General features: G+C 42.9%; 31 protein-coding genes and 1 pseudogene. 1 reads left to right on the top strand and 31 read right to left on the bottom strand.

Features of this window, described 5'->3' with window-relative positions:
* Positions 1–351: 351 nt before the first annotated feature.
* The gene (locus DHAF_RS25960) at positions 352–510 is read right to left on the bottom strand and encodes a hypothetical protein (RefSeq protein WP_015943433.1); all 159 of its coding nucleotides are present in this window, start codon (positions 508–510) and stop codon (positions 352–354) included.
* Positions 511–514: 4 nt separating this feature from the next.
* The gene (locus DHAF_RS07225; protein WP_015943432.1) at positions 515–703 is read right to left on the bottom strand and encodes a hypothetical protein; all 189 of its coding nucleotides are present in this window, start codon (positions 701–703) and stop codon (positions 515–517) included.
* A gap of 81 nt (positions 704–784) precedes the next feature.
* Here DHAF_RS07225 and DHAF_RS07215 point away from each other — a divergent pair.
* Positions 785–1,965, top strand: a protein-coding gene (locus DHAF_RS07215; protein ID WP_085930657.1) for an IS3-like element ISDha7 family transposase whose coding sequence is annotated in 2 segments (ribosomal slippage) — positions 785–1,037 and positions 1,037–1,965 — 1,182 coding nt in all. Because the reading frame shifts where the segments join, the coding sequence is not laid out codon by codon here.
* 228 nt (positions 1,966–2,193) lie between these two features.
* Here the strand turns inward: DHAF_RS07215 and DHAF_RS26740 are convergent.
* From DHAF_RS26740 to DHAF_RS07080, 29 genes and pseudogenes are all read right to left on the bottom strand, one after another.
* Entirely contained in the window at positions 2,194–2,373 is a 180-nt protein-coding gene (locus DHAF_RS26740) for a helix-turn-helix domain-containing protein (RefSeq protein WP_148213283.1), read from the bottom strand.
* 114 nt (positions 2,374–2,487) lie between these two features.
* The gene (locus DHAF_RS07210) at positions 2,488–2,925 is read right to left on the bottom strand and encodes a hypothetical protein (protein WP_015943430.1); all 438 of its coding nucleotides are present in this window, start codon (positions 2,923–2,925) and stop codon (positions 2,488–2,490) included.
* Positions 2,903–3,214, bottom strand: coding sequence for a helix-turn-helix domain-containing protein (locus DHAF_RS07205; RefSeq protein WP_015943429.1), 312 nt, complete (start codon positions 3,212–3,214; stop codon positions 2,903–2,905). Before DHAF_RS07205 ends, DHAF_RS07210 begins: the two co-directional genes overlap by 23 nt.
* 2 nt (positions 3,215–3,216) lie before the next feature.
* On the bottom strand, positions 3,217–3,576 hold the full coding sequence (locus DHAF_RS07200) for a type II toxin-antitoxin system RelE/ParE family toxin (RefSeq protein WP_015943428.1): 360 nt from the start codon (positions 3,574–3,576) through the stop codon (positions 3,217–3,219).
* A gap of 280 nt (positions 3,577–3,856) precedes the next feature.
* Complete coding sequence (locus DHAF_RS07195; protein ID WP_015943427.1) at positions 3,857–4,537, bottom strand: hypothetical protein; 681 nt, start codon at positions 4,535–4,537, stop codon at positions 3,857–3,859.
* A gap of 139 nt (positions 4,538–4,676) precedes the next feature.
* Positions 4,677–5,630 carry a tyrosine-type recombinase/integrase gene (locus DHAF_RS07190; RefSeq protein ID WP_015943426.1) on the bottom strand — a complete coding sequence of 318 codons (954 nt, stop codon included), beginning with the start codon at positions 5,628–5,630 and terminating at the stop codon, positions 4,677–4,679.
* A 152-nt stretch (positions 5,631–5,782) separates the two neighbouring features.
* Complete coding sequence (gene guaA / locus DHAF_RS07185) at positions 5,783–7,315, bottom strand: glutamine-hydrolyzing GMP synthase (RefSeq protein WP_015943425.1); 1,533 nt, start codon at positions 7,313–7,315, stop codon at positions 5,783–5,785.
* A gap of 111 nt (positions 7,316–7,426) precedes the next feature.
* A complete protein-coding gene (gene hpt, locus DHAF_RS07180) occupies positions 7,427–7,972 on the bottom strand; it encodes a hypoxanthine phosphoribosyltransferase (RefSeq protein ID WP_005817255.1) in 546 nt (181 codons plus the stop codon).
* Positions 7,973–8,192: 220 nt separating this feature from the next.
* On the bottom strand, positions 8,193–8,858 hold the full coding sequence (locus DHAF_RS07175) for a hypothetical protein (protein ID WP_015943424.1): 666 nt from the start codon (positions 8,856–8,858) through the stop codon (positions 8,193–8,195).
* A gap of 799 nt (positions 8,859–9,657) precedes the next feature.
* Complete coding sequence (locus DHAF_RS07170; protein ID WP_015943422.1) at positions 9,658–10,197, bottom strand: DUF3231 family protein; 540 nt, start codon at positions 10,195–10,197, stop codon at positions 9,658–9,660.
* Between the two features lie 378 nt (positions 10,198–10,575).
* Entirely contained in the window at positions 10,576–10,779 is a 204-nt protein-coding gene (locus tag DHAF_RS07165; protein WP_015943421.1) for a hypothetical protein, read from the bottom strand.
* Positions 10,780–11,321: 542 nt separating this feature from the next.
* Positions 11,322–11,684: a hypothetical protein gene (locus DHAF_RS07160; protein WP_015943420.1), complete on the bottom strand. Its 363-nt coding sequence runs from the start codon at positions 11,682–11,684 to the stop codon at positions 11,322–11,324.
* 14 nt (positions 11,685–11,698) lie between these two features.
* A pseudogene (locus tag DHAF_RS26655) lies at positions 11,699–12,218 on the bottom strand (N-acetylmuramoyl-L-alanine amidase).
* Between the two features lie 14 nt (positions 12,219–12,232).
* A complete protein-coding gene (locus DHAF_RS07150; RefSeq protein WP_015943419.1) occupies positions 12,233–12,529 on the bottom strand; it encodes a hypothetical protein in 297 nt (98 codons plus the stop codon).
* Between the two features lie 123 nt (positions 12,530–12,652).
* Entirely contained in the window at positions 12,653–12,796 is a 144-nt protein-coding gene (locus DHAF_RS26040) for a hypothetical protein (protein WP_005817277.1), read from the bottom strand.
* A 1-nt stretch (position 12,797) separates the two neighbouring features.
* Complete coding sequence (locus DHAF_RS07145; RefSeq protein WP_015943418.1) at positions 12,798–13,070, bottom strand: hypothetical protein; 273 nt, start codon at positions 13,068–13,070, stop codon at positions 12,798–12,800.
* A 16-nt stretch (positions 13,071–13,086) separates the two neighbouring features.
* A complete protein-coding gene (locus DHAF_RS07140) occupies positions 13,087–13,986 on the bottom strand; it encodes a hypothetical protein (protein ID WP_005817280.1) in 900 nt (299 codons plus the stop codon).
* Between the two features lie 53 nt (positions 13,987–14,039).
* Positions 14,040–14,186 carry a hypothetical protein gene (locus DHAF_RS26035; protein WP_015943417.1) on the bottom strand — a complete coding sequence of 49 codons (147 nt, stop codon included), beginning with the start codon at positions 14,184–14,186 and terminating at the stop codon, positions 14,040–14,042.
* A gap of 294 nt (positions 14,187–14,480) precedes the next feature.
* On the bottom strand, positions 14,481–15,920 hold the full coding sequence (locus DHAF_RS07130; protein ID WP_015943416.1) for a hypothetical protein: 1,440 nt from the start codon (positions 15,918–15,920) through the stop codon (positions 14,481–14,483).
* A 2-nt stretch (positions 15,921–15,922) separates the two neighbouring features.
* Positions 15,923–16,204 carry a hypothetical protein gene (locus DHAF_RS07125; protein ID WP_005817286.1) on the bottom strand — a complete coding sequence of 94 codons (282 nt, stop codon included), beginning with the start codon at positions 16,202–16,204 and terminating at the stop codon, positions 15,923–15,925.
* Entirely contained in the window at positions 16,201–16,788 is a 588-nt protein-coding gene (locus DHAF_RS07120; protein ID WP_015943415.1) for a putative phage tail protein, read from the bottom strand. Before DHAF_RS07120 ends, DHAF_RS07125 begins: the two co-directional genes overlap by 4 nt.
* Positions 16,781–17,860: a baseplate J/gp47 family protein gene (locus DHAF_RS07115; RefSeq protein ID WP_011461486.1), complete on the bottom strand. Its 1,080-nt coding sequence runs from the start codon at positions 17,858–17,860 to the stop codon at positions 16,781–16,783. The genes DHAF_RS07120 and DHAF_RS07115 overlap by 8 nt, the downstream gene beginning before the upstream one ends.
* Entirely contained in the window at positions 17,860–18,261 is a 402-nt protein-coding gene (locus DHAF_RS07110) for a DUF2634 domain-containing protein (protein WP_005817290.1), read from the bottom strand. Before DHAF_RS07110 ends, DHAF_RS07115 begins: the two co-directional genes overlap by 1 nt.
* Positions 18,258–18,617, bottom strand: a complete 360-nt coding sequence (locus tag DHAF_RS07105; protein ID WP_005817292.1) for a DUF2577 domain-containing protein — start codon at positions 18,615–18,617, stop codon at positions 18,258–18,260. The genes DHAF_RS07110 and DHAF_RS07105 overlap by 4 nt, the downstream gene beginning before the upstream one ends.
* A gap of 30 nt (positions 18,618–18,647) precedes the next feature.
* Positions 18,648–19,619, bottom strand: coding sequence for an XkdQ/YqbQ family protein (locus DHAF_RS07100; protein ID WP_005817294.1), 972 nt, complete (start codon positions 19,617–19,619; stop codon positions 18,648–18,650).
* Between the two features lie 29 nt (positions 19,620–19,648).
* On the bottom strand, positions 19,649–20,320 hold the full coding sequence (locus tag DHAF_RS07095; RefSeq protein WP_005817296.1) for a LysM peptidoglycan-binding domain-containing protein: 672 nt from the start codon (positions 20,318–20,320) through the stop codon (positions 19,649–19,651).
* A gap of 29 nt (positions 20,321–20,349) precedes the next feature.
* Positions 20,350–22,020, bottom strand: coding sequence for a hypothetical protein (locus tag DHAF_RS07090; RefSeq protein ID WP_005817298.1), 1,671 nt, complete (start codon positions 22,018–22,020; stop codon positions 20,350–20,352).
* Positions 22,021–22,290: 270 nt separating this feature from the next.
* The gene (locus DHAF_RS07085; RefSeq protein ID WP_005817300.1) at positions 22,291–22,704 is read right to left on the bottom strand and encodes a phage tail assembly chaperone; all 414 of its coding nucleotides are present in this window, start codon (positions 22,702–22,704) and stop codon (positions 22,291–22,293) included.
* 152 nt (positions 22,705–22,856) lie between these two features.
* Entirely contained in the window at positions 22,857–23,324 is a 468-nt protein-coding gene (locus DHAF_RS07080; protein ID WP_005817302.1) for a phage tail tube protein, read from the bottom strand.
* Positions 23,325–23,342: the final 18 nt, after the last annotated feature.

The following is a 23,342-nucleotide window of genomic DNA, read 5'->3' as shown; positions in this document are numbered from 1 at the left end:
AAATGACGAGAAATATACTGGTCATGTCGTAGCTTATAAAGATGGAGTTTTCTATATTTCCCACAAATGGGAACTGCTTAAAATAAGAAGCGATCAAGCATTAATAGGTAATAGCACCGATGAGCACTTATTTCCAAAAGACACAAAATAAATCTGTGACTAAAACTGCACTTTACCTAAATGGTTACGGGATGCCGGGGAGGAAGCAGGTCTAAATTTCTCGCAGCTCCTTCAAACATCAATTAAAGACGCCCTTGGAATCAATGAATCCAGAATACAACCTTAAGCAGCCGCTAGGGCTGCTCTTTTTTGTGATACCCTTTTACCCTTCCTATCCTTCTCTTTTCAATCTCAATAACTGATTATAAATAGGTTCCTCAACCCATCTACTTTTATTTTTCCCATGCTTTGCTTGCTGCCGGAAATGAGTCCAGGGTATCTTCCCTTGACACATTTCAAAACACCTTTTTCTATTAGTAGATCCATTTCTGATTTTAATATCTTTTCCAATTCCTTATCTCCTCAATATCGCTCTATTCAATTCAATCATAAAACTTTTATAAATCCTGTATTGCGTCTTTTCCAATTTGGCATCAACCATTTCTTCGATCCTATTAAATTGCTCATCCAACAGTACCTTTAACTTGTCCTCTGTTGACGGCCTTGTCTTCTTCGGCTTTTCTTTCGAATCAATAACTTCCATAACTCTTCTCCTCCCCGATCCGTGACCCATACCCGGTTTGTCGGACACAGGAGAGTTAGGGTAAAATAAGACCTGTGGAGGATGATAAACGTGTCAAAAAACGGGAAACGGTATAATCAAGAATTCAAACATGACATTATACGCTTAATCACTGAAGAAAACCGTTCAGTTTCAAGTGTGGTTCAAGATTTTGGGGTCAATGAGCAAACTGTGCGCAACTGGCTTAAGCAAACCAAAGAGAGGCAAGATCCTATCAAGACCAAGATAGCCGAGCTTGAAGCTGAGCTTAAAGCAAGGGATAAAAAGATTGCCGATCAGGAGTTAACGATAGATATCTTAAAAAAGGCTACCGCCATCTTCGCCCAAAGCAACCGGAAATAATCTATCAGATGATTAAAAAAGCCAGCAGCTCCAGCTGCCCGGTTGAGAAGATGTGCGAAACCTTAGAGGTATCTCGGAGCGGTTATTATGATTGGGATAGGCGTGAACCCAGCAAGCGTCAAAAAGAGAACGAAACGATTCTTAAGGTGATGAAGGAAAGCCATACCAAGGCTCAGGCAATGATTGGTCTGGATAAACTTTGGAGCGATGTCAAAGAGGCAGGGTTTCAATGCGGTAGAAACCGGGTTTACCGATTACAAAAGCAACATGGACTATACAGTGTTCGAAAGAAGCCCTATCGCGTCTGTCTCACCGACTCGAATCATGATTTGCCCAAAGCCCCGAATCTCTTAAACCAAAAATTTAAGGTTGAGCACCCGAATAAAGTCTGGGTCACGGATATCACAGAATTTAAAACAGCTAAAGGAAGCAAGCTGTATCTGGCTGCCATCAAGGACTTATTTCATAAAGAAATTGTGGGTTGGGCTTTGGCTGAACACATGAGGACTGAGCTCTGTTTGGAAGCCTTAAGGAACGCTGTCAAGCGTCATAGACCGCTCAAAGGGTTGATTCATCATTCGGATCAAGGGCGGCAATACTGCAGCACCGTCTATGTCGAAGAATTAAAGCACTGGGGAATGATACGAAGTATGAGCAGAAAGGGCAACCCCTTTGATAATGCCTGCGCAGAGTCTTTTTTCAGCACCATTAAATCAGAAAGGCTCCATCACAAAACATACAAAGACATCGAGGAAGCAAGGCGGGATATCTTTTGGTACATCGAATGTTTTTATAATCGACAACGGAGGCATCAAGCGTTAGGGAATCTGACACCGGCAGCTTTTTTAAAGAAGCACTGTGAGACCCAAAAGGCTGCTTAGGGTCAACTTGGTAGGCGCCTGTCAAGGGGCGGTGTCAGCCGAGACGAAGTCCTTGCCCTTGATAGGCCAACTAGCTAAGACCCTTATGTCTCAGAACAGTTTAAAGACTGTTCTGCTGCCACCCGGCGAGGGCGGGGTTTCAGGGGCTGGCCCCTGAGAGAGCAGCTTGGAGCATTTACTTAAGATGAAAAAAGAAGCAATCCTGCGATTCTGGGAGAATCCCTAACTCTAGAATGTCCGTTTTATCGAGAAAAGGTCAGAGAGGATGTTTTGTAATTCACGGACAGATACTCCAAGTTCTTTGGCTATTTCTTCTTGGGTCAGTCCGCAAGGTTTGCATTCTGATTTTCTATCTCCACCATTCTTAACCCCAACCAAATCTACATATTCCTTAATCGCCTTCCGCATTTTAGCTGGATTATTGCTTAATCTTCCAAAGTTAGCGGCAATGAGTTGGCGAAGTTTTAGATCTTCATTGATGAGTTCTTCACGGATTATTGAGGGGATGAGATACTAGGTGTTTCACCACCCACCTTCTTGCTCCTCCACTGGCAAATTACTCAAAACCCTGACATCATCCTTAGAAATCTGAACTTCTTTGGTGAGAATTTTATTTTTTATTTCCTGTCCAAAATTTGAGGCGATTTTGTCTACGGCTTTGGCAAAGGAGCCATCATCACGAATTGTTCTCTCTGATACTTTATGTTGAGTGGCTAGTTTTTCGGCTGTTTTTACCAAGTGGCAACTTTCGCCACTTGATTTTGTATTGTCACTTTTTCTATCTCCTCCATGTTTAGCTTTCTCCCTCTCATATTGCAAGCCCCTAAAATATGCAATCTGGGTATCCGTTAGATTTCTTTTGTCCAGTTGGTTTTTCAACATCCAGTCAATGACTTCATCTTTGGTTTCTAAGGGAAGGGTGTAGGTGGAGACTTTTTTAGAAATGTGCATCAGAAGCATGATCTAACGTCTCTGGTATATCCACTACAGCCAGAGTTTTTCCAAGTGGGCGCAAGATTTTAAAAATAGTAGAAAGTTGTGGATCCGTGTTATTATTTTCTATTCGGGCTATATGAGTTTGCTTCACTCCACAAAGAGAATCAAGTTCTGCTTGAGTTATTCCTTTTTCTTTCCTAGCTGCTAAAATCTCGCCAATCAATTTTACTTGAAAATCAATCTCGTCTTTATCCTCCTGTGTTAAAGAAGACAGATTTTTTTTAATATCGTCCCAATCTCTACCAATTGCCATATTTATTTACTCCTTTCCAAGAAGTCTTTTAAGTTCCTCTTTGCTAGTTCAATTTCCTGTCGAGGCGCTTTTTGAGTCTTCTTTATGTAGTGATGAAGAATAACAAATGTATCGTTCTTCCAGTACACATAGAAAAATCGATCATTAGTAGGTCGAAGCTCCCAAATATCCTCCTCAATATATTTTGAAGATGGTAACCCTGCACGAGTACCATATATTTTTAACAGTTCAAAATACTGATATATTTTTTTCAGCCTTACCCGACTATCTTTACTGGTGTTAGCCTTTTCATCCAGCTCTGCAATATAATCAGCAATCGAGGATTTACCATTTTTATCCTCGTAAATTATTACTTTGAACACCTTTTAGTATTCCCCCTTCCTTTTATATTATATAACTAATTCGTTCTAATTGCCACTAAAAAAGAATGAATTAGTTCTTTTTTATTTCTTAAGCATAGGGTCTATGATGGAATAAGAACTCAATCAAAAACATGAGCTTAGAGCGTTTTAATGACCTTCTGAAAGGTTTTAAATCGAATCAGGCAAATTCCCCTGTCCCTTGTCTATGTCGCTTGTTTAGACCGTTTAAATTGATTTAAGGAGATTATTGCAAATATGCAGAATATGTCAAATATCTCAATTAAGTTACCCTATGATTATCGCCTTGCAATCCACTATTGTAAATGTTGCAGTTAAATTCTCCTTTAACAACACATTCTGGATTTTCACTTTTGCCGAAGACATAAACAATTTTCTCTTTGTCCCACTTGCTTACGATTTTTTTAGCTTCTCCCTGCTCAATTGATTTCCACAGCTTTTTCCCTGGTCTGTATTGGATTGTAAAAGATTTATCGGGATATAAGCGTATACGAATAACCTTGCCTTGATATTCCATGGTTAAAATGGCTGCTTCAGCTCTGAGTTTGTTGTCCATACCTAAAAAGGTTTTAATGTTGATTGACTCTCCAGTATTTGATTCAGTATTATTTTCGATGCTATCAGATAGCAAAGATGTATTGCTTTGTTGGTTTTCTTCTAGCACTTTGATTTTATCCCTGAGTCGTTTGTTTTCTTCCTCTAATTTGCTAATTGCTAGCAACAAATCATCAACACTAGGAGTAGGTACCGGCTCATCAAAGGGTAACTCTTTACCGATATGAACGGATTTCATTTTTCCCTCTTCTCGCCAAAACACTTGCCAATACTCAACACCTTTAGGGGTTTGTTTGAGACAATACAGGGCCTTAGAGGGTATAGGTTTGTCTTTAATTGTTATTGGCTGATCTAGGTGAAATGATCGAATTGTTTTCCAAGAACTCATTTTCAATTCTCCTTTGCTATCTGCTAGCAATAATATATCATGGATGCTAGCAGATAGCAATGTATTGACTCTTTTTGATTCTTTAAATAAAAAGAAGCGGCCACTCTTTTTGTGAATGGACACTTCTTCAGATTTAATCTTACATTTTTATTCGATTCTTATCCTGGACAGCTACACTTTCTAAAGCACAAAAGCTATCAAAGTTTTGCTTTAAATCACCCATTGCTAAATTGGCATAATGATTGACTTGCTTTAAACTTGCGTGACCCAATATTTTTTGGAGAATGAAAAGACTCCCATTATTGACTATCCACATATTGGCAAAGGTATGCCTAAATAGATGCAATGAGTATTTGTTTACTCCTCTTTTTTTACAATACTTTGTTATTCCGATTTGCAAAGTTGTCCTTGGTAAATATTGACCGAACTCATTACAAAACAAAAAATCTTCTTCGCTTTCTGCCTTTCGATAGTCTAGATAATCCGTCAAAATCTTATTCAAACTCTTACTAATGGGTATATATCTTTGCTTTCCATTTTTTGTTCTGGGAACTATAAGCATACTCATTTTTAAATCAATATCTTTAATCCTTATACTTCTAAGTTCCAAAGCCCTAACACCTGTACCAAGTAAAAAATTAATAATGACCCAATTACGATATTCCGCAAATGATTTCATGTTGGGCTTTTTTAGGAGAATCTGAAGTTCATGAGGTGTATATATTTGCTTGATTTCCTCAGTGGTTTTTATTTCGTTAAAGCCAAACTTTTCGATTAACCCCAAACTCATACCGTACTTAATGATTGGAGATATCCCATGGATATAGGTATTAATTGTCACTGCCTTTACTCCTGTATTCCTTAAATACAAGATATAATTGTCTATCAAATCTCGATTAACTTCTGAGGCCATAAGTTGAGATAGGTCGATGAACTTATTAAATGTATTACAACTTACCTCATAAAATCTGAGGGTATACTCCGATAAATTATTGACCAAGCATTTTTTTAGATATCGTTTTTGTAATTCTGTAAAAGTAATATCCTCTCCTTTACTCATGATCATCTTCTCTAGACCTTTTTTCGTTTGCATCGTAACAACTCCTAACCTTAAATTAGTAAGCCGATAACGACAAAAAACAAGTGGTTATGATAACGCCAAAAACAGGCTGAAATCATAACCACCATCAAATACTTAAAACTTCTTTAATTCCTTGAAAACCCTGTGTTTACAGCCTTATTGCCTTACTCCCACTCGATGGTCCCAGGAGGTTTTGAGGTAATGTCATACACTACCCTATTGACACCCTTCACTTCGTTGACGATGCGGGTGGAGATTTTCTCCATCAGGTCATAGGGAAGTCTTGCCCAGTCCGCCGTCATGGCATCCTCGCTGGTCACGGCGCGGACAACGATGGGATAGGCGTAAGTCCGGCCATCTCCCATGACGCCAACGCTTTTTATGGTAGGAAGTACAGCGAAGGATTGCCATACCTCTTTGTAGAGTCCTGCATTACGGATTTCTTCCACGATGACGGCATCAGCCTCCCGAAGGATGTCCAGCTTTTCTTCCGTAACCTCGCCGATAATGCGAATCGCCAGTCCCGGTCCGGGGAAAGGCTGCCGCCAGACGATCTCGTCGGGGATACCTAATTCAGCACCTACTTCACGAACCTCATCCTTAAAAAGCATATCCAACGGCTCAATCAGCTCAAACTGCATATCTTCAGGAAGTCCGCCCACATTATGATGGCTCTTGATGGTTTCGGCGGTATCCGTACCACTCTCCACAATATCCGGATAGAGAGTGCCTTGAACCAAGAAATCAATCTGCCCTAATTTGCGGGCTTCATCTTCAAAAAGGCGGATGAACTCATTGCCGATACCGATCCGTTTGGTCTCAGGATCGGATACTCCGCCGATCTTGGCCATAAAACGCTCCCGGGCATCCACAAAAATCAGCTTAAGATGGAACTGCTCCGTAAAAATCTTCTTGACCTGTTCCGGTTCATTTTTACGCATAAAGCCATGATCCACAAAGACGCAGGTCAGTTGGTCGCCGATGGCCTTATGAACAAGAACGGCTGCTACAGAGGAGTCCACACCGCCGCTGAGGGCGCAAAGGACCTGCCGATCTCCCACTTTCTCCCGAATAGCTTTGACTTGGGCGTCGATAAAGGACTCCATCGTCCACTCCCCATGACATCCGCAGATATCAAACAAAAAATGCTTAAGCATGGCCTGCCCGTCTGGAGTATGCTTTACTTCCGGATGGAACTGTACTCCGTAAAAATGACGTGTTTCGTCCATCATAGCAGCTACCGGGGTATGGTCTGTATGAGCGGCGATAACGAAGCCTTCAGGAAGCTCAGTGACTGAGTCCCCGTGGCTCATCCAACATTGGCGTTCTCCCCCCAGGCCTTTCCACAGGCCCTTGGCCTGATCTACATGGAGCATGGCTTTGCCATATTCCCGAACTTCGGGATGCATTACCTTTCCACCTAGCTGAACCGTCATCAACTGCATACCATAACAAATACCGAAAATAGGAATGCCTAATTCATAAATGGCCTCATCCACCTTGGGTGCCCCTTCTTGATTGACACTGGCTGGTCCGCCGGAAAAAATAATTCCTTTGGGGTTTCTTGCTTTAATCTCCTCCACAGGTGTTTTATATGATATCATCTCCGAGTACACATGAGCTTCTCTGACACGCCGAGCAATCAGCTGATTATATTGGCCACCAAAATCCAGAACCAACACGAGTTCTTGAGCCATCTTTGTACCTCCATCCTTTTTATCAAAAATTCACAAAAACAAACAGTATGCTTAAAAGAGCTCGGCAAATCTGCCGAAGCTCTATTCTTGTTCATGCTTCAACTTCTTCTTTTAGCCTTCTGAGCTATAAGCTTCCGGCTTTAGAATACCAACATAGGGCAAATTGCGATAGTGCTCATCAAAATCAAGTCCATATCCTACCACAAATTCATCAGGAATCGTAAACCCATTATAATCCGGCACTACCTCAGCTTTACGGCGATCCGGCTTGTCCAGCAAAGTAACCACCTTAATACTGAGCGGATTCCGGGCAGCCAGATTCTCTTTTAAGTACTTCAGAGTTAAGCCTGTATCAATGATATCTTCCACAATCAATATATGGTGATCTTCTACACTTCGCTCCAAATCCTTGAGAATCCTTACTACACCGGAAGAATGTGTAGAAGCGCCGTAACTGGAAACAGCCATAAAGTCATACTTTAAAGGAATTCTAATCTCCCTGATCAAATCCGCCATGAAGGGAACTGCCCCTTTAAGAATTGCTAGAACTAATAAATTCTGGTCTTTATAATCACGGGTGATTTCCTCACCCAGCTCCGCGACACGTTTTTGAATTTCTTCACGGCTGAGCAATACTTTGCCAATCTTTTCTTCCACCCTAATAACACCTCCGCCAACTAAAAGTCATTCTAGAAATAAAATTATAACAGAGGCCTTCCATCCAGTCAAACGAAAAGCGAACGATTTGCGGAATCTAAACCCCAAAGTCCGGGGAGAGAAAGTTAAAAGAAAGAGGCCTTCCAAATTCTCAGAAGCCTCTTTCCGCTGACACAAATTAAACCTTTCTCATCTGATTTTCTCAGCAAATTATCCATCGTTAATTATTAATGGGTACAGAAATATTCATCGTTTCACCGTAATCTTTAAACTCCATCATCAAGGACATCATTTGACCATCGGTCTTGCTCTTAGCTTCGATAATGACGCGGTGAATCAGTTTATCTCGTTTTCCAATGAACATAATATAGGCGAAATCGGTCCAACCATTTTCCATGATTTGATTTTGAATCGTCGGGTTAAATTTCAATACCCAAGTATTTACCTTATCCAGCTTCTCTTGTCCCTGAAGCACCACCTCACCATACTCTTTAAATTGCAGAGATGATAATGGATTGAGCTCCGCCAGAAAGGCTTCATGGGCAGCCGGGACACTGGGATACCGAATCCACCGTTTTGTAAATGGGTCTTGCATGTAGAGACCTTCACTAGTGAGAATCATTTCCGTTTTTGTGCCCACAACCTCCCCTGAGATTCGAGTGTTCCCACCGTCCTTTTCTCCTAAAATCTGATTGAGTATGCGATCCTTTCCTTCTACCGTTTGATGTTGGATCATAGTGTAGCGAAAAGAGGTCGCCTGGGTCAATTCTTCTAGGCCGTGTGTAAGCAACTCTATGGGGTCGGGTTTCCATAAAAGTTTCCCCGCAATTCCCCCTAGTAACACGGTACTGATTAAGATGAGTAACAGTATGCCTCTTTTCTTCATATGCTGGCCCCCCTGGCGGAGTTCTTATCACACTCTATGTATTTTCAGGTTGCCTTATTCCATGGTAAATTTTACAGGGCGGCAATAATAATCTCTCGACAAGCCGTAACCTCTTGTCATCCATGTACATATATTAAATCAAGGAATAACAAAAAATCTCCCCTGTTTCTCACTCTTATGAAGCCACTGCAGCGTGGCAAGAACTCGAAAGGGGATCAATCTTTATGTTATTCCGTAAAAGAAACTCTTGGCTTTGCCAGGATAATGTGCAATTGCCTAATAACAGTCCTCAGTTATGTCAAGGTGATGTGCAATTGCCTAATAACACTCCTCAGTCTCGTCAAGGTGATGTGCGATTGCGTAAAAACAGTCCTCGCTTTTGCCAAGGTAATGTACCATTACGCCAAAATAATACGTCTATCATGGCTTTATTCTGCAGCCTTCCTTTGGGGACCAAGCTAGATGTGAGAGCTGGAGATCGCATATGGAGGGGCAACTTTTCCGGGGTTTCGAACTGCATAATCACTTTAACAGAAGCACAGCTCCTCTCCGATTCGTTCAAACCGATTATTGGAACTAAGCACAGTATTCGGATTCCCGTCTCAGACATTAGCTTCGTCAAGGAAGGATGTATTCAAAGATGGCCGTGCGTAGTGAGAAACTGCAATTGCCACTGCATCTCTTGACCATTTGAAAGATTGGACACACACGTGTAGATTAGATACACATGTGGGCCAATCTTTTTTCTATAAAAAAACTGAGAATCACGAAATACGTGATCCTCAGCACTTTTTTAGGTTTAATGTGTAATTTTAGCAACGTGAGGCAGCCAGCCGCGATTGATCATCAATTGCAGGAGACGGTAGTTCCAATCCAGGCTTTCATCCAGGAATTTGCGGAACATAATTCCAATATGCAATTGATAGGAGTTTTGCAAAGCAGCCAGGATATTAACCTGAGCCGCCTTAGCCATTGTTCCAACGGCAGCCGCAATTTCCATATCCGTCATTCGAGCATCTTCAGGAATATTCAACTTCTCCTTATGCATTTTATGATTGGTGAAATGGAATTGAGGAACCTGGGCATTGCTTTCTTTCAAAAGTCCTTCACACTCTTCAATTAAAGGGCGTGTAAGCTTTTCCATGGCTTCTTCGATACGTTCTTTCAGTTCAGAATCCTGGGCATGGTTATACATAATCTCCAAAGTACATAAATTATGTCGTCCTTGAGAGATTATACCATAAATACCCCCGCCTTCAAGATAGTTAACAGGTTCCCGGTCGACAATACCTTGCACTGTCGCCCGTGTAGCGGATTGAACTTTATCCATTATGGTCATAGAGCCACCTCCTTGAAATAACTTCACATAGCTATTAATGTACATTTTTAAAGTATTTATTCTTTATTAGAGATACTTGCTTGCTCTTATTTCTCTATCTCCCTCTTATTACTCTTGTCACAAAAGCTTTTATTAGAGCCACAATTATTGCACAAGCGGACTTTACCTATTTGAGAAAAAAGACCCCACAAGAAGTTCTTTCTGAACCCTGTGAGGTCTGGTCTGGTTTGCCGTATAAATTATATGTTCCAAAAGGAAGTAAGGTTCCATGGGTGTTAGTGTGGTTTTAGTGCACTGGAACATGCCGCCCAGTCGGCAAAATAAAGCCTATTATTAATTTATGTTTATAATGATTTTCATGTCTGCGTTACCCTTATGTTACTTCTCACGTACTGTTAAATCATTAAGTGTTTTAAAGTCATCAAGTCCTTTTCTCATTTGCTCACACGCATCCACAAAACCATTATAATTAACGCTTCTATCTTCCTCATTGAGCAGCCTGATTCTTTCATTAAACACAAACAAACAATTTTCTAAGCGTGTATATATTTTATCATAATAATAAACCTCGAATTCCTTCATAAAATTAATTACCTCACTTATACAGTCATTTCTTGTTGCCTTCATTGGCATAAATAGGTATAATTCAGTTGGGCATTACCCTTTAGGGTAATTCTATAAGAAGCCAAATGCTCTGGGGAGGGTAGCTGGCTTCTTATTATTTTTTTGTTTTTTGATTTTTGGGTTTCTTTGTTTTTTTGATCCTTTAATTTCTTTGATCTGATTTTGTTTTCTTCGCCTTCAGAGATTTAACTTTCTAGTCCATCATCCTTCCAAAACGCGCATTTCATTCCGACTCATAGCCATACCTTTAATCGTAATCCTGCTCAGCATAAATCCTATTGCTTCATCCCAATATTACTACCCTTTAAGAACATATATTTCTTATATATTAGAACATATGTTCTGATATTGTTCAAGGGGTAATTTGTCGAAAATCCTCTACGTTCAGTTTTCACCAGCTGCCAAGATCTTCTGTAATTTTAATGTATGTCTATAGACGGAATTTCCTGATGTTTGTCGAAAAAGCGAAAAATATCTCTATTAAGAGATGATTTTAAGTCTTATCCATGATCTATTTCCTTATGATTCTTAATTTGTACCGGGATAGACTTTTTGTCCAGGCTCATCAAATAACTTTTTGCTTCCTCATATAATTCATAGGCCAGCTCAACAAACATCTTATAGGTGATAAACATCTTTATATACTTAGGCAGCAGTTGGTACCCTCTCTCGACCACAAATCTAAACTTCTCTTCACCCGTCTGCAATGCATACTCTTCTGCTTGCTTTTCCAATCTCAACATCAGCGAGAGTAATATCTTTCCCGCTTTCGCCCTTCCCTGGCTGACCAGATAAATAATAAAGGCTGCCACAACAAGCAGCAGCCCCCAAAAATCCTGGACATAACCTAATGCAGTTTCCATAGGCCATTCCCCCCTTATAATCCTAACTTCGCCGTCTCGATTCGATCACTGCCGGCATAGTAGTAATTCCCGTTACCGTTTATCCCCAGTACCCCAATCCAGTGCTTATTTTTGGCATGAACTTCATCGGCAAAGGCCTTATGGATCATCGGACATTTCAATTTAAAGCTGAGCAAAAGCGCGGTCCCTACATCTCCGTCGGCATAAACCACAAGATTATCCACCTCATTCTCTCTTTTCAAATCCGCAAATAACCTTACCCACGGAAATTTAGTTCCTGGGCAATTCGGCCTATTGACACTGTCAATGCGATAATGGCCGATTATATGATTTATGTCCAGTATCCTCATCTTTGACCATCTGTAATATACGACCGTTTCTTAGAACCAGGTAATGAGCACTTACTTGGGATTTTGGGTTCTGCATCCAGCTTAAGCAGCCAGGATAATAACCGGCAGTGGTATGGGCCACAATGGCCAGCGGCTTGCGGCCATTGCGCCCGGCTCTAAAGTTCGGTGTACCTACCCGTTCAATTTGTGGCGTTTAACTTACTCTCCTTTCTGCTCGATGCGGTCAATCCTCTTGTGAGCTTGTTTGGATGACTCTTCAACTCGGCTAAGGCGTTCGCCCATGGTATCCATGCGTTGCCCTTGTGCCCGCTGCTCTATCCGGATATCGTCTACCCCACGTTTTAAATATTCCATGTCCGTCCGGATTACTGTATCTATTTCTGCATCTTTTCTTACTTCGTTTTTAGCTTCCTTTGCCCTTGCCGACCAGCCCAAGATGATTCCAGACAAAGTTGCCGCAATCCCAATTAGTGCTGTAATAAGTGTAAAGTCCAAAAGCATCACCTCTTTCAAGCCTGTACATTATATGAATTTCGCATCAGTATTGTGACTGACCTATTTTAGAGCATAAAAAATACGCCCTGTGTGGCGTTAGTGTTGGTGTTGCACATTAAGGGGCTATTGCGCAGTAAGCAACTCTTCTGCAGCTTCCCGATACTCAGGAATTTTAATGTCAGTTAAAACAAAAGGCAGACCAGTCTGAATATTGACTGCTCCGTTCTTAATCCAGTCTGCAAGCCACTTCACATATAACTCAACCATGTTAAATTACCCCCTGTGCAATTAACAATTGTTGTTGTAGCTCTTCGTATGTCAGCGTGTGCTCTCTGTAAGAGTCAACAACTACTGTCCTAGTTTGGACATCAACATGATATGCGTCTACGTCCCTTAAAGTAGTGTCTCCATAAGGTAAATCTATAAAATCAATAGATTCTGGCCTTAATCCTTCTTGGAGATTACCAGACATTTCCTCCAAGCAGTAATTCAAAACCCTGCCATTGCTCGGGTCAAAGATAATTCTTTTACCATATTCCATATTTAACACCTCGATATTATTCAATTGCAATCCAATTCATGGTTTTTGCATTATACGAGTTAAAAACGAAGTAACCATTTCCTACGCTTAAAATATTGCCTGTGTTTATATAGGTTGCATTTACTCCTTGGGCAAATGAAATCCAGTATACTTTCGAGTTATTACCCACATCGCGCATAAGTATCCAGTGAGGGGTAAAGTCTAAGCCGCTTATTGTCTGATCGTTGCCTGTTGCTGCTACAGTTCCAGTAGCTACCTTTTTCATCCCCGCCCCATTTATAGCTGTTCCAGCCAACCCCAAAATGCTTTTACCAGCCAAGATATTTGCAGCTGCCCAATTCGGGTCATAGACACGAACATAAGCAACAGACCCATCATAGTATCCAGCAGGCGGTCTAAGCCAAATCTCATTTTCAACATATACACCGGTAGCTCCTGTTGCCCACTGAGTATTATCTGTGAAATTTGGTATAGAACCGTTTACCAACCCGCCTTCTGTTCCTACCGTATACCCAGCCAATACTTGCCCTGCTCCTGCTGTTCCGTATTCACCCCCTTCACCCTGTAAGATGAAAACCGGTCCTTCGGCATTATATCTAAAAGTATAAATACCGCCAGCTTTCAATTTTCCAGATGTAATTAAGTTCAAATCAGCTTTAAGTATATTTTTTGCCCCTAATCCATTGATGTTTAAAGTAGATGACCCTGTGTTAGTCACGTTTATTTTTACTGAAATAGCCATACCATCCACATATGATGTAGGAGCAGGGTTTAATGTTACTGCATAGGCATTTGCCGCGCCTGTGGCTACAGCATATGGTATATGTTGCACTTTATCCGCCTCATGCGCAGCAAAATCATCTATTTTCTGTGACAGCAATGGATGTAATTCTTCTTTTGTTATTTTTCCAGCCACTATTTCACTCTCCTTGTAAGAATCATTTATACCTTTTTACATCGTATTAAGGTCTATTGCGCATTAAGTAAATCTTCCACTTCCCCCCGATACTCAGGTATTATTATATCATTCAAGACAAACGGCAAGCCTGTTTGAATATTAATTGTTTCTTTTTTAACCCAACTAACAAGCCAATTGACATACATCCCGTTAACCATATTAAATAACCCCCTGACTAATGAGGAGTTGCTGTTGCAACTCTTCATATGAAGGAATATGTTCTCTGTAAGAATCGACAACAATAGTCCTAGTATCAACGTCTACATGGTATTCTAAAGCATCTTGAAAAGTTATATCACCATAAGGTAGGTCTATAAAATCAATTTCAGGGGGGCCTTAGCCCCTCTTGTAAATCCCCAGTCATTTCATCAAATGTCCCGTTTAATACTCTTCCATTGCTAAGATCAAAAATAATACGTTTACCATATTGAATCACGCTACAGTCCTCCTTGTTAGGAAATTGCTATCCAGCTAATGTTGTTGTCTGATGGTGAAATAGGAAAATCAAATGATGTCCCAATGCTCGATGCCAAGTTTAGTATCGCTCCACCAAGTTCCGTATCTCCGCCATATTGGCCGTCATAGCCACTACTATAACCTCTCCTAAATACAGTTCCTTGATAAGAACTACCATAGGTATACGACAAACTTGCGATAACTATACTTGGCACAAATGATAAACCCGAGATATTTATATAATATTGATTTGATGTACCGCCCCTAGAAGTTGGAAATGACTTCTGGCTGGTCGATGATCTTGCAGACCCAATGGCAAATTTCTTCATCTCTGCCCCATCTACAGCAGTACCAGCCACACCACCTATTGTATTTCCAGCTAAAATTCTGTTTGCTAACGCTGCCGCCAACTCTGCTGTAACCGTCCCGCCAGGAGTGTAACCCGCTGGGACTACCTTGGTCGGCTTTGCGCTTCCTGTGATTTGCAGTGTTGCGGTTTGGGAGGGAGTGTTGGGCATCGTTCCTGTAATTTTTACCCCATCTCCCACATACGCTGTCTTTGAGGTTAAGATATCTGCAGCTACGGCTGTTGCATCGTTTTCTATCCCCCCTTCACCCTGCAATATAAAATTTGTTCCGTCGTAACGAAGGGTATAGACTCCATTCAGCTTTAAATTCCCTGAGCTAACATCACTCCCGTTTGCTTTTTTTATTGCCTTTGCACCCTTGCCGTTCCAGTTCAGGGTGGCCACACCTGTGTTTTCAGCATGGAACTTAACCGTAATGGCCACTCCAGCCACCAGAGCAGGCAAAGGCGGGGTTGTAGATGCTGTATAAGCATTAGCACTTCCCGCCGTCACCGCATAAGGTATCTGTTGCGTAAAATCCGCCAAATGCATAGCAAACGAATCATACCCCGCCACTCCTCCGGGCACATCCTTTTTCATCTCATCAGCCATCTTCGACTCTGTCACAGTATCATTAGCCAGCACTGACGCTGATATCGCTCCATCCGGACCGATGGGCACATTCTTCCATACCTGAACAAATATTTCTGTTCCTATATTTACGCCTTCCGCCAACCGAACTATTTTCGGGTCAACAACACTGTATCGCTCCGTGCTCAGCACCGTACTATTCCGGGCAACGGTCACCGTATCTGTTTCCTTAACGAAGGTTTCCAAAGGTATTTCAAAATCAGTTTGACCCTGCTGATCAGCCATCAATGCATATGAGTAGGTTACCAGTTTAGGGATGCCGGTGGCTGTAACCAGCTGAATTTGCTGATCGGTATAGGCTTTGCTGCTTTGTTCGGCTTCCCCAAGCTGCTCTTCCAGAACAGCTAATCCAGCTGTGGCTTCATTCACTTCTTGCCCCAACTGGTTAAAATCTTCCTCGGTAACAATTTCACCATATTGCCAGTTTGTCTTTGCCATTCTCACCCCTCCTTAACTCGAATGGTCTGCGTTATAATCGTATCTGCGGTAATCGGGACATAAACTTCATTTGAGCTGATGACATTATCAGAAACATCCTTAAGCTCGATTAAAACTACTGTCGGCACCACGCCACTAGGAACAATATATTGCATATGAACCAAGCCTTGCTCTGTCTCTTTAATACTAAAGTCGGTGATTTCGTAGCTCTCATTTAATACGACCTTAGCTACTTGACCATCTACATGGTCTGCCACATTGGATAAAAACTCTGTTGATATCACTTAACGCTCACCTCCAAATCTGCTACGGCAAAAGGTGTCATTCCTACCCTCCATGTTGAACCCAGCCGGGTTTGCCTCTCTAATGTACGGAAACGTATATGCTCTTCCATGGAGATATGATCACCTAAAGCGGTTTGCTGGTTATAGATCAAGTTTGCCGGTTTGATGGTTTTTATTGTCCGCTCGACCTCTTTAAAGAGCGCCGCATTTTCAATGGCGGTCTCCACGAAAAGTAAAAAGTCTTGACCATCCGCACTCACAATTGCTTTCTCCTCACCCACCAGAAAATCCAAGCGGTCTTGAAGATAACGAATAGTGAACGGCGGCTTCGTTGAATAACGGTTAATAATCCGTTTTTTCCGGAAGTCCAGCGTTTCATTCGTGGGATCAGCCTGGATGCCCAGCATCCTTTCCCGGCGTTTTACCGCCTCATAGCCTGAAGTGAGAACAAATTGGTCAGCGAGTTGCTGATCCACTGTCTCACCTAGAGACTGTATTTCGGTATCCACTGCATCAGCTAGAAGCTGAAAGTCTAAAATGTTATCAAACAATTGGGGCCAATATTCTCTAATAGACTTACTCATTGATAATCACCGTCCCCAAGATTGGAATTTCTTCCTCATCAAGCAAGAAATTGGCCTCCGTCCCATTAAGCTTTGTTCCAGTCACATCTTCGACGCCTTGGACAGTAAGCATCCGGGCATCAATTTGTGCCATACGGATGATGATCTGGGTTTGCGCAGCCCAGGTTTTTCTTTGTTCTAAAAGATAGGCATCTAAGATCGCTTCCACATCGGATTGAACCTGCCCGGGAGTTACACCTGGCGCAAGCGTGAGTGTCGTTTCCACATCCACCGTAACCTTATCCACCCCGGCTATCGTCACGGCATGGCCGATCGGTGCCTGCCCCAGTCCCATCCCCTGATTCTCTTCCGGATCCATAGTGGATTGAACCTCATTCACTAATTCAGGAGATGGCTTAGCCCAGTCAGAGGCAATAATCGTGCATTTCACAGTGCCACCCCCAGCCCAAGTGGGAAAGACTTTGGTTCCTCCTACACCATTGATAGCATTGACTTTTTGCCGATAATCTGCCATATTCCCGCCAAAAGCCGGTTCGTTTACCGTCTCATAGTATCGGGAGAGCAGGGCTTCGTCTGTCTCCTCATCCTCACCTGGAACCAGCACCTCGGTGAGTTCCGCCCTGGCCAAACTATTGACATAGGCGATAGGGAGCAAATCCCCAAATTGCTGATTGCCTGCTGTGCCGGCCGTTTCACATTCAAGGACATACGCGCCGGTACTGATCTGTTCGATAGCGGTATAATTCAGCCCACCGATGCTGTAGCGGCTGCCTAGCGGAATGTTAAGAAGGGCATTATTACTATCCAGAAATCCGCCACGCCGCCAGGCTTTTGTAGCCACCTTCCGCTTGATTCCAAACTCAGCGGCCCGGCGGGTTAAAAATTCTCCGCTGGCCGTATCCGCGAAAGAAAGATTATTGTTAACCACTAACTCGGCATATGCCTGAGCCAGCTCCGCCGCTCCCGGGGCCAGGGCATCGTAAATCAGACTGCCCTCCCGCTTGTCGATGGTCTCCGGCACCCTGGCGAGCATCCTGACCAGAATCGCCTCATAAGTCTGATGTTCATACATTAATCGCCCACCTCCTGAGTCATATTGAATCTCCCATAGGTGCTGATCACGGTAAACTCAATCAGCAGGCTATCTCCCGCAGCTGTGGTCTGCACATTTTCGACTCCTGTGATCCGGTCATCTTGAGTCAATGCCTCTTCAAGCATCCTAACAGCTTCAGATTTCACAAAAGCCCGATTCATGCCTATCAATTGACCCAACTCACTACCGTAATTCGGGGTATAGATCAAATGGCGAAACCGCTGGGTCTGCAGAATCTTGGCCGCGGCTTGTTGCACAGATTCCAATCCGTCCAGCCTCCCAGTGATGCGCCCTTTGGCCGGGTCAAGCCTCCAGGTAAGGGAAGGCCGTTGGGCATACTGAATCACCCCATGGGTAATGCTTCCACCTGTGGGGATCATAAAGACACCACCACCTTATCTAAAATGACATAACGCTGCCCACCCTGGACTCTAAGCATCAAAACCCTATCCCCCGGGGCAAGTCCGGAGCGAATCACGATTCTTTGGGTTAAAGCTTCCGACGTGTCACTCGTAGAACCATCATCGGTGTATTGATGCGTATGCTGCAAATCCACTTCGTATTTTGTCATTCTCTCCGGCACCATTAAAAAATCCGCTGGCAGTATAAAGCGTTGATCGACTTTGACACTGAGCGGATGCACTGTTAAGATCTCGCCAAAAAGAATATTCACAGGGTTGGATGCGTTAACGGCATCCGCCCCAGCCGCTTTGATTAGGTCCAATAAACTAGACATTCTATCACCTTCCCAGGCTTGTTTTATTTATCAAATAACCCTTAACTCCAGACTCATCGTATGATTCACCCCATCGAAGCGGTGGGTGCATTCATCGACCAGAAAAGGCTGATTGATTCCATACTCGGCAATTTGAATGCGTACATAGCAACCGCCTCGGACCCGGATATCGCCTAATGCTTCAATTTTAAGGGATTTCGTCTCCCGATTCTTAAGAGTGAGTAGATTTTTAAGCATTTCACTAATTTGGGCCTCGTTCATCTCTTCATCTATAGATTGACAAAGCTGCAGCACTCCCCATTTGGCTATATTGGCACTGCAGGGCTTTTCGTAGGGTTCCCGTTTACCGGTTTCTTTATTGTCCTTATATAAATTGATGACATTATACGTATCAGAATCAATAGAAACCTTATGACTGAAGTCTGTCATCAGGCTATGATCACCAATGATAAAATCCAGGAGAAAATCCTCAACATTCCGAATGGTCAGTGCGCCAAAATCATCAAAGAAGACATAGTTCTTGCCTGTATTAATGAGCGTCAGGTCCAGCGCCTTACAGATCATATCCATCATCTTCTGATTGTCTTCGGAGAAAGTCGGTATCCTATACTTTGTATCATCAATGCGACCTGTCTCAAGTTGGAACCGGGCAGCTATTTCCCTGACCAGCTCCGAGACTGTAATATTCGTATAAATACTAGTATCACTGGCCATAAGATAGCGCAGCTGATCATAGCAAGTAATCTTCACCGCCTCATCCTTACCTCCGTCTATACTAAAGATATAACCATAAAAGACATTAGTACCATCTTCCATCTGGACATGGACAATGTTCCCATTGGCGTACTTAAAGGCCAGTTCCTGAGCGGGTGCATTTTTGATGAGCGTAAAATCTAAGCTACCAGCCTTGCCGATCCGGCTTGTTTTCCAATTCACATCAGCGACGATCTGAGAGATGTCCCATACGTTTCCGTCTTTATTGTCGATCACGATTTTCAGCATCTTTTATTCCCTCCCTTCATCTGGACCTATTATGGCAGTTTCAACACCCGGCCGATCTGCAGCCGCCTAATTTCCGCGTCCGTGATGTCATTTAGCTTTTGTATTTCCGGCCAGCGGGCACCATTGCCCAAATGCTTCTGAGCCACCGCCCACAGGGTATCCCCAGCCACCAGTGTATAGGTCTTAGGGGGCTTGGTTTCATTGGGCCTGACCGGTGCCGGAGGCGGCACTGCCACTGTGGACGCTGATTTATCAATAAGATCTTCTATAGGCACCTTTTGTGCCGCATAGGGGACGTAACTTTTGAGCTTAAGGGAGTATTCAAGATCCCCTGAACCACCGGCAACCTCTTCCCAGTCAAAGCTCTCAATACTAGCCAAAGTGTTGATCTCAAATCGGTCGGAGGTAAAAATAAAGCGGATGGGTTGTTTAGACTCCATCCACCTGATGATAAGCTGGACATATTCGATAGGCTGCAAGAGTGTTTGAACTGTCACAAAGGGATAGCGCTGGGCTGGAAAGATGCTGCTGAATCCGTATTCAATGCGCTGGGGATTCTTAATAATGTTGATCTCACCCAGGGCGATGATGTCATAAGTTTTGTTGTTGCCGGACTTACTGGCGTCAAGGCTTCCCGGCATGACGGGAAGCTCGAAGGATTCGTCCCGGTTGTTGAAGCTGAGTTCAATGCTATAAGACATTGGAATCACCTGCCTTTCAAGGGTAGTGTTTACCCATACACTGCTGATGCCGACGATGCAATATCTTTCTCCAGCATCATCTTAATCTTTGCCACAATAGTATCCGCATCGCTTCCGTTGCGGATGTCTCCTGTAGTCACGGATACGGTCGGTGTCAAGGTTACAAAGTTCTGGATGTTCTTCATTTCCGCCAGCTCCCGCATAATCTTCAGATCTTCACTGGAGATATCTACGGTGTCTCCGATTTTACCGACTTCGCCCACATGGTCTATGCTGGAGAGGGCATCATCTATATTAGGGATGGAGCCATCCCAGCCATAATCTTCTTGCATCTGAAACTTATTATCAAATCCTAACTTTTCCTTTAGTGCATCCATTGAAAAATTCTCTATGGCTTCTTGTCCAGCCTTTTTAAACTCTGAAAAATCAGCTTTAAATTGGATCTCTTTTATTTGTTTTGCCTCAATGCCTAAAAGATTAGCAAAGAATCCAGATACCTCATTTATTCCCCTTATTGCTCCATTGAGTATTCTCAAAACTGCATTAATTGCACCTTCAGCAACATCAACAATAAACCCAAAGGCATCAGAGAACACTTTCTTGACTCCGTTCGTTACGACGCTAAGTGCTCCCAAAACAGTGATAAGCCCTATTACAAGACCAATAACCAAGCCGATAGGGTTTATATTCATAACGTAATGTAGCAGCCTTTGTTTTAAAGCTAATAATGAAATGCCGCTCGCCAACATTAATGTTACGATATTCCACTTTGCCATTAGACCTCTAACAATAGGTATCAGGGTTCCGGTTATAAAGGTAATCCCATTCGCTATAAGGCCAACTGCATTGTACGCCACCCAAGCTGCAACAACCCCCATGATGATAGGTATCAACCCCAAGAGAATTACACCCAGATTATATATTAAGGTTCCTATACCCAATAATATCTGCTGGATAGCCGGCCATCCATCTTGAAGCATTGTCAGCATCCATTGGATTCCAGTAACTACCGAAGTTAGTCCAATGCTTAAAATGTTTAAAAAAACTTTTGCTCCCTCAGACTCAAAGCCCTTGATAATCATGTCGAAGAGAGGGGATAATGCCTTTGCTGCCTCCTCACCCGCTTTAGCCAGGCTAAAATTGAATGTCTGAATGATCCTCTGCCACTTTGCAGCCGGCCTATCCAGCATCTTTTCAAAAGCTGCTTCCGTCATATTTTGTTGATTTAATAACTCATCCATTCCTTTAATGAATCCATCCACATCCCCTTGCAGCCCGGCTTGGTATGCCGCACTGCCCTGGAGCATTGTTCCGCTCATATTAAAGCCTTCGGCAATTGATGTGTAGTCGCCGGACATAAGTTCCTTCATGGAAAGAGCTGCCCCCTCTAATCCTTCTGCAGGATTCAGTTTTGAGAGCCGCGCCGCTAAAGCATTAAGTTGAGTTAACTTATCAGGATCCATGGTAGTGGACATAAAGGACATTGCTCCCGAAAGGGAGGCATTTACATCTTCTCCCCATCCCAAGGCCTGCTTTGTAATCCGGTCATAAATCACCGCACCTAAAGGCTCGCTCCCGGTTTTTACACTGAAAGTATCCATGATCTGCTGTTGCTCCATTGCAGCACCAATTGTTGGCTCACCGATTACTTTAGCTGCCTCTATTAAGCGGTCTGCAACATCGGACATTTTACCGAACATTTTTAACGCCGAATCGATCGTTGCCACATTGCCACCTCCTTTTGGGTTTCCTGGCGAAAACAAGGTTTCGGCTAGTATGGTGTATTAGATATTATCTTCTTTTCCTTTTAGCCCTGGCCGCCTCGTCTTTCTCCTTTTTAATCCTGATATCAATCATGGCATAAACAACCGCCTTTTCCTTACGGGGTAATCTTACCAATGCCCCGGGTAAAATATGAAGCTCGTGGAGGGCGTAGTAAGCGTAATTCGCCTCACCATCGCCCTCCTCAATTAGTTTTTTGCTTCTTCGACCAAATCGTTCATGCTCTTGTCATAACCATTGACTTCACTGACAATATTGGAAAAAGTGGCATATTCGCCATCCTTCATTTTCGTTTTCATAGCTTTCAACAGATTTTCAGCCCCCAGCACACCCCAGCTTTGCTGAAGCTCCTGAGATTTGAAATCAGGAACTGTTGTTGTTTCAATAATTAACTTAGCCACAAAGGCATCCTGATCCGTTTCAACAAGCCGCTGACCTTTATGGAAGGTTGTTTTGCGGCAGCTCCTCCTGATCTCGTCACCTGTGGCGGCTGAAATAGGCTTAAACTTCATAATCTTTTCCTTCCCGCCAAGACTTACTCTCCGTTCAATCGGTTCAGCCTCTTCAAAGTTGTCCATTAAGAAATCCTGCAAATCACTCATAATTCTTAATCCTCCTAAACTCCCAAAGACTTAAAGCGCTTATTAACGCAAGCAAGAGAAGGAGACCAGAATACTGCTGATCTCCTTTAAAACTCTCCTTCAAGACAAGTTGGGGATGTGTCCCATACCATGTCCATAGCTGCAGAACATTTTTATCCCGTCACCGGACGGCTGAACTGATCCAGCATATCAATATCCTCAAAGGTAAAGGGCATCTCCTCTTCCAAAGGATCGTCTGAAGTGATATCAAAAGACGCTGCTGTAACGCTGTCCAGATTGCAGCCCTTAAGCACAATGGTCTGCTTTCCTACACCCGAGGCCGGATCTTCATTGACGATCTGAAGATCAAAATAGAAATCCCGCCCGGTTTTCACATAGTCGATCATCAGCTGCCTGAACAGGCTCGTAATATAATAGATCGTCAGGGTCCCACTGCCGGTCCAGCCAGCAGCCTTCTTTCCCACATTCGTCCTGCCGAGAACAGGGACATCTGCTTTATTCTTTTCGATAGTTGCCTCAATGGATTTAGCATAAAATAACTCTTCCACCCGACCATTGATCGTAGCAAAAGCTTTGGCCTGCTTGCCACCCACTGCGTCTTCCGCTCTTAAAAATGCCATCTTATCTCACCTGCACTT

Origin of the sequence: Desulfitobacterium hafniense DCB-2 (assembly GCF_000021925.1) — a bacterium.
In the GTDB taxonomy this organism is placed as follows: Bacteria; Bacillota; Desulfitobacteriia; order Desulfitobacteriales; family Desulfitobacteriaceae; genus Desulfitobacterium; species Desulfitobacterium hafniense.
This window is presented reverse-complemented; position numbering and strand designations above follow the sequence as displayed.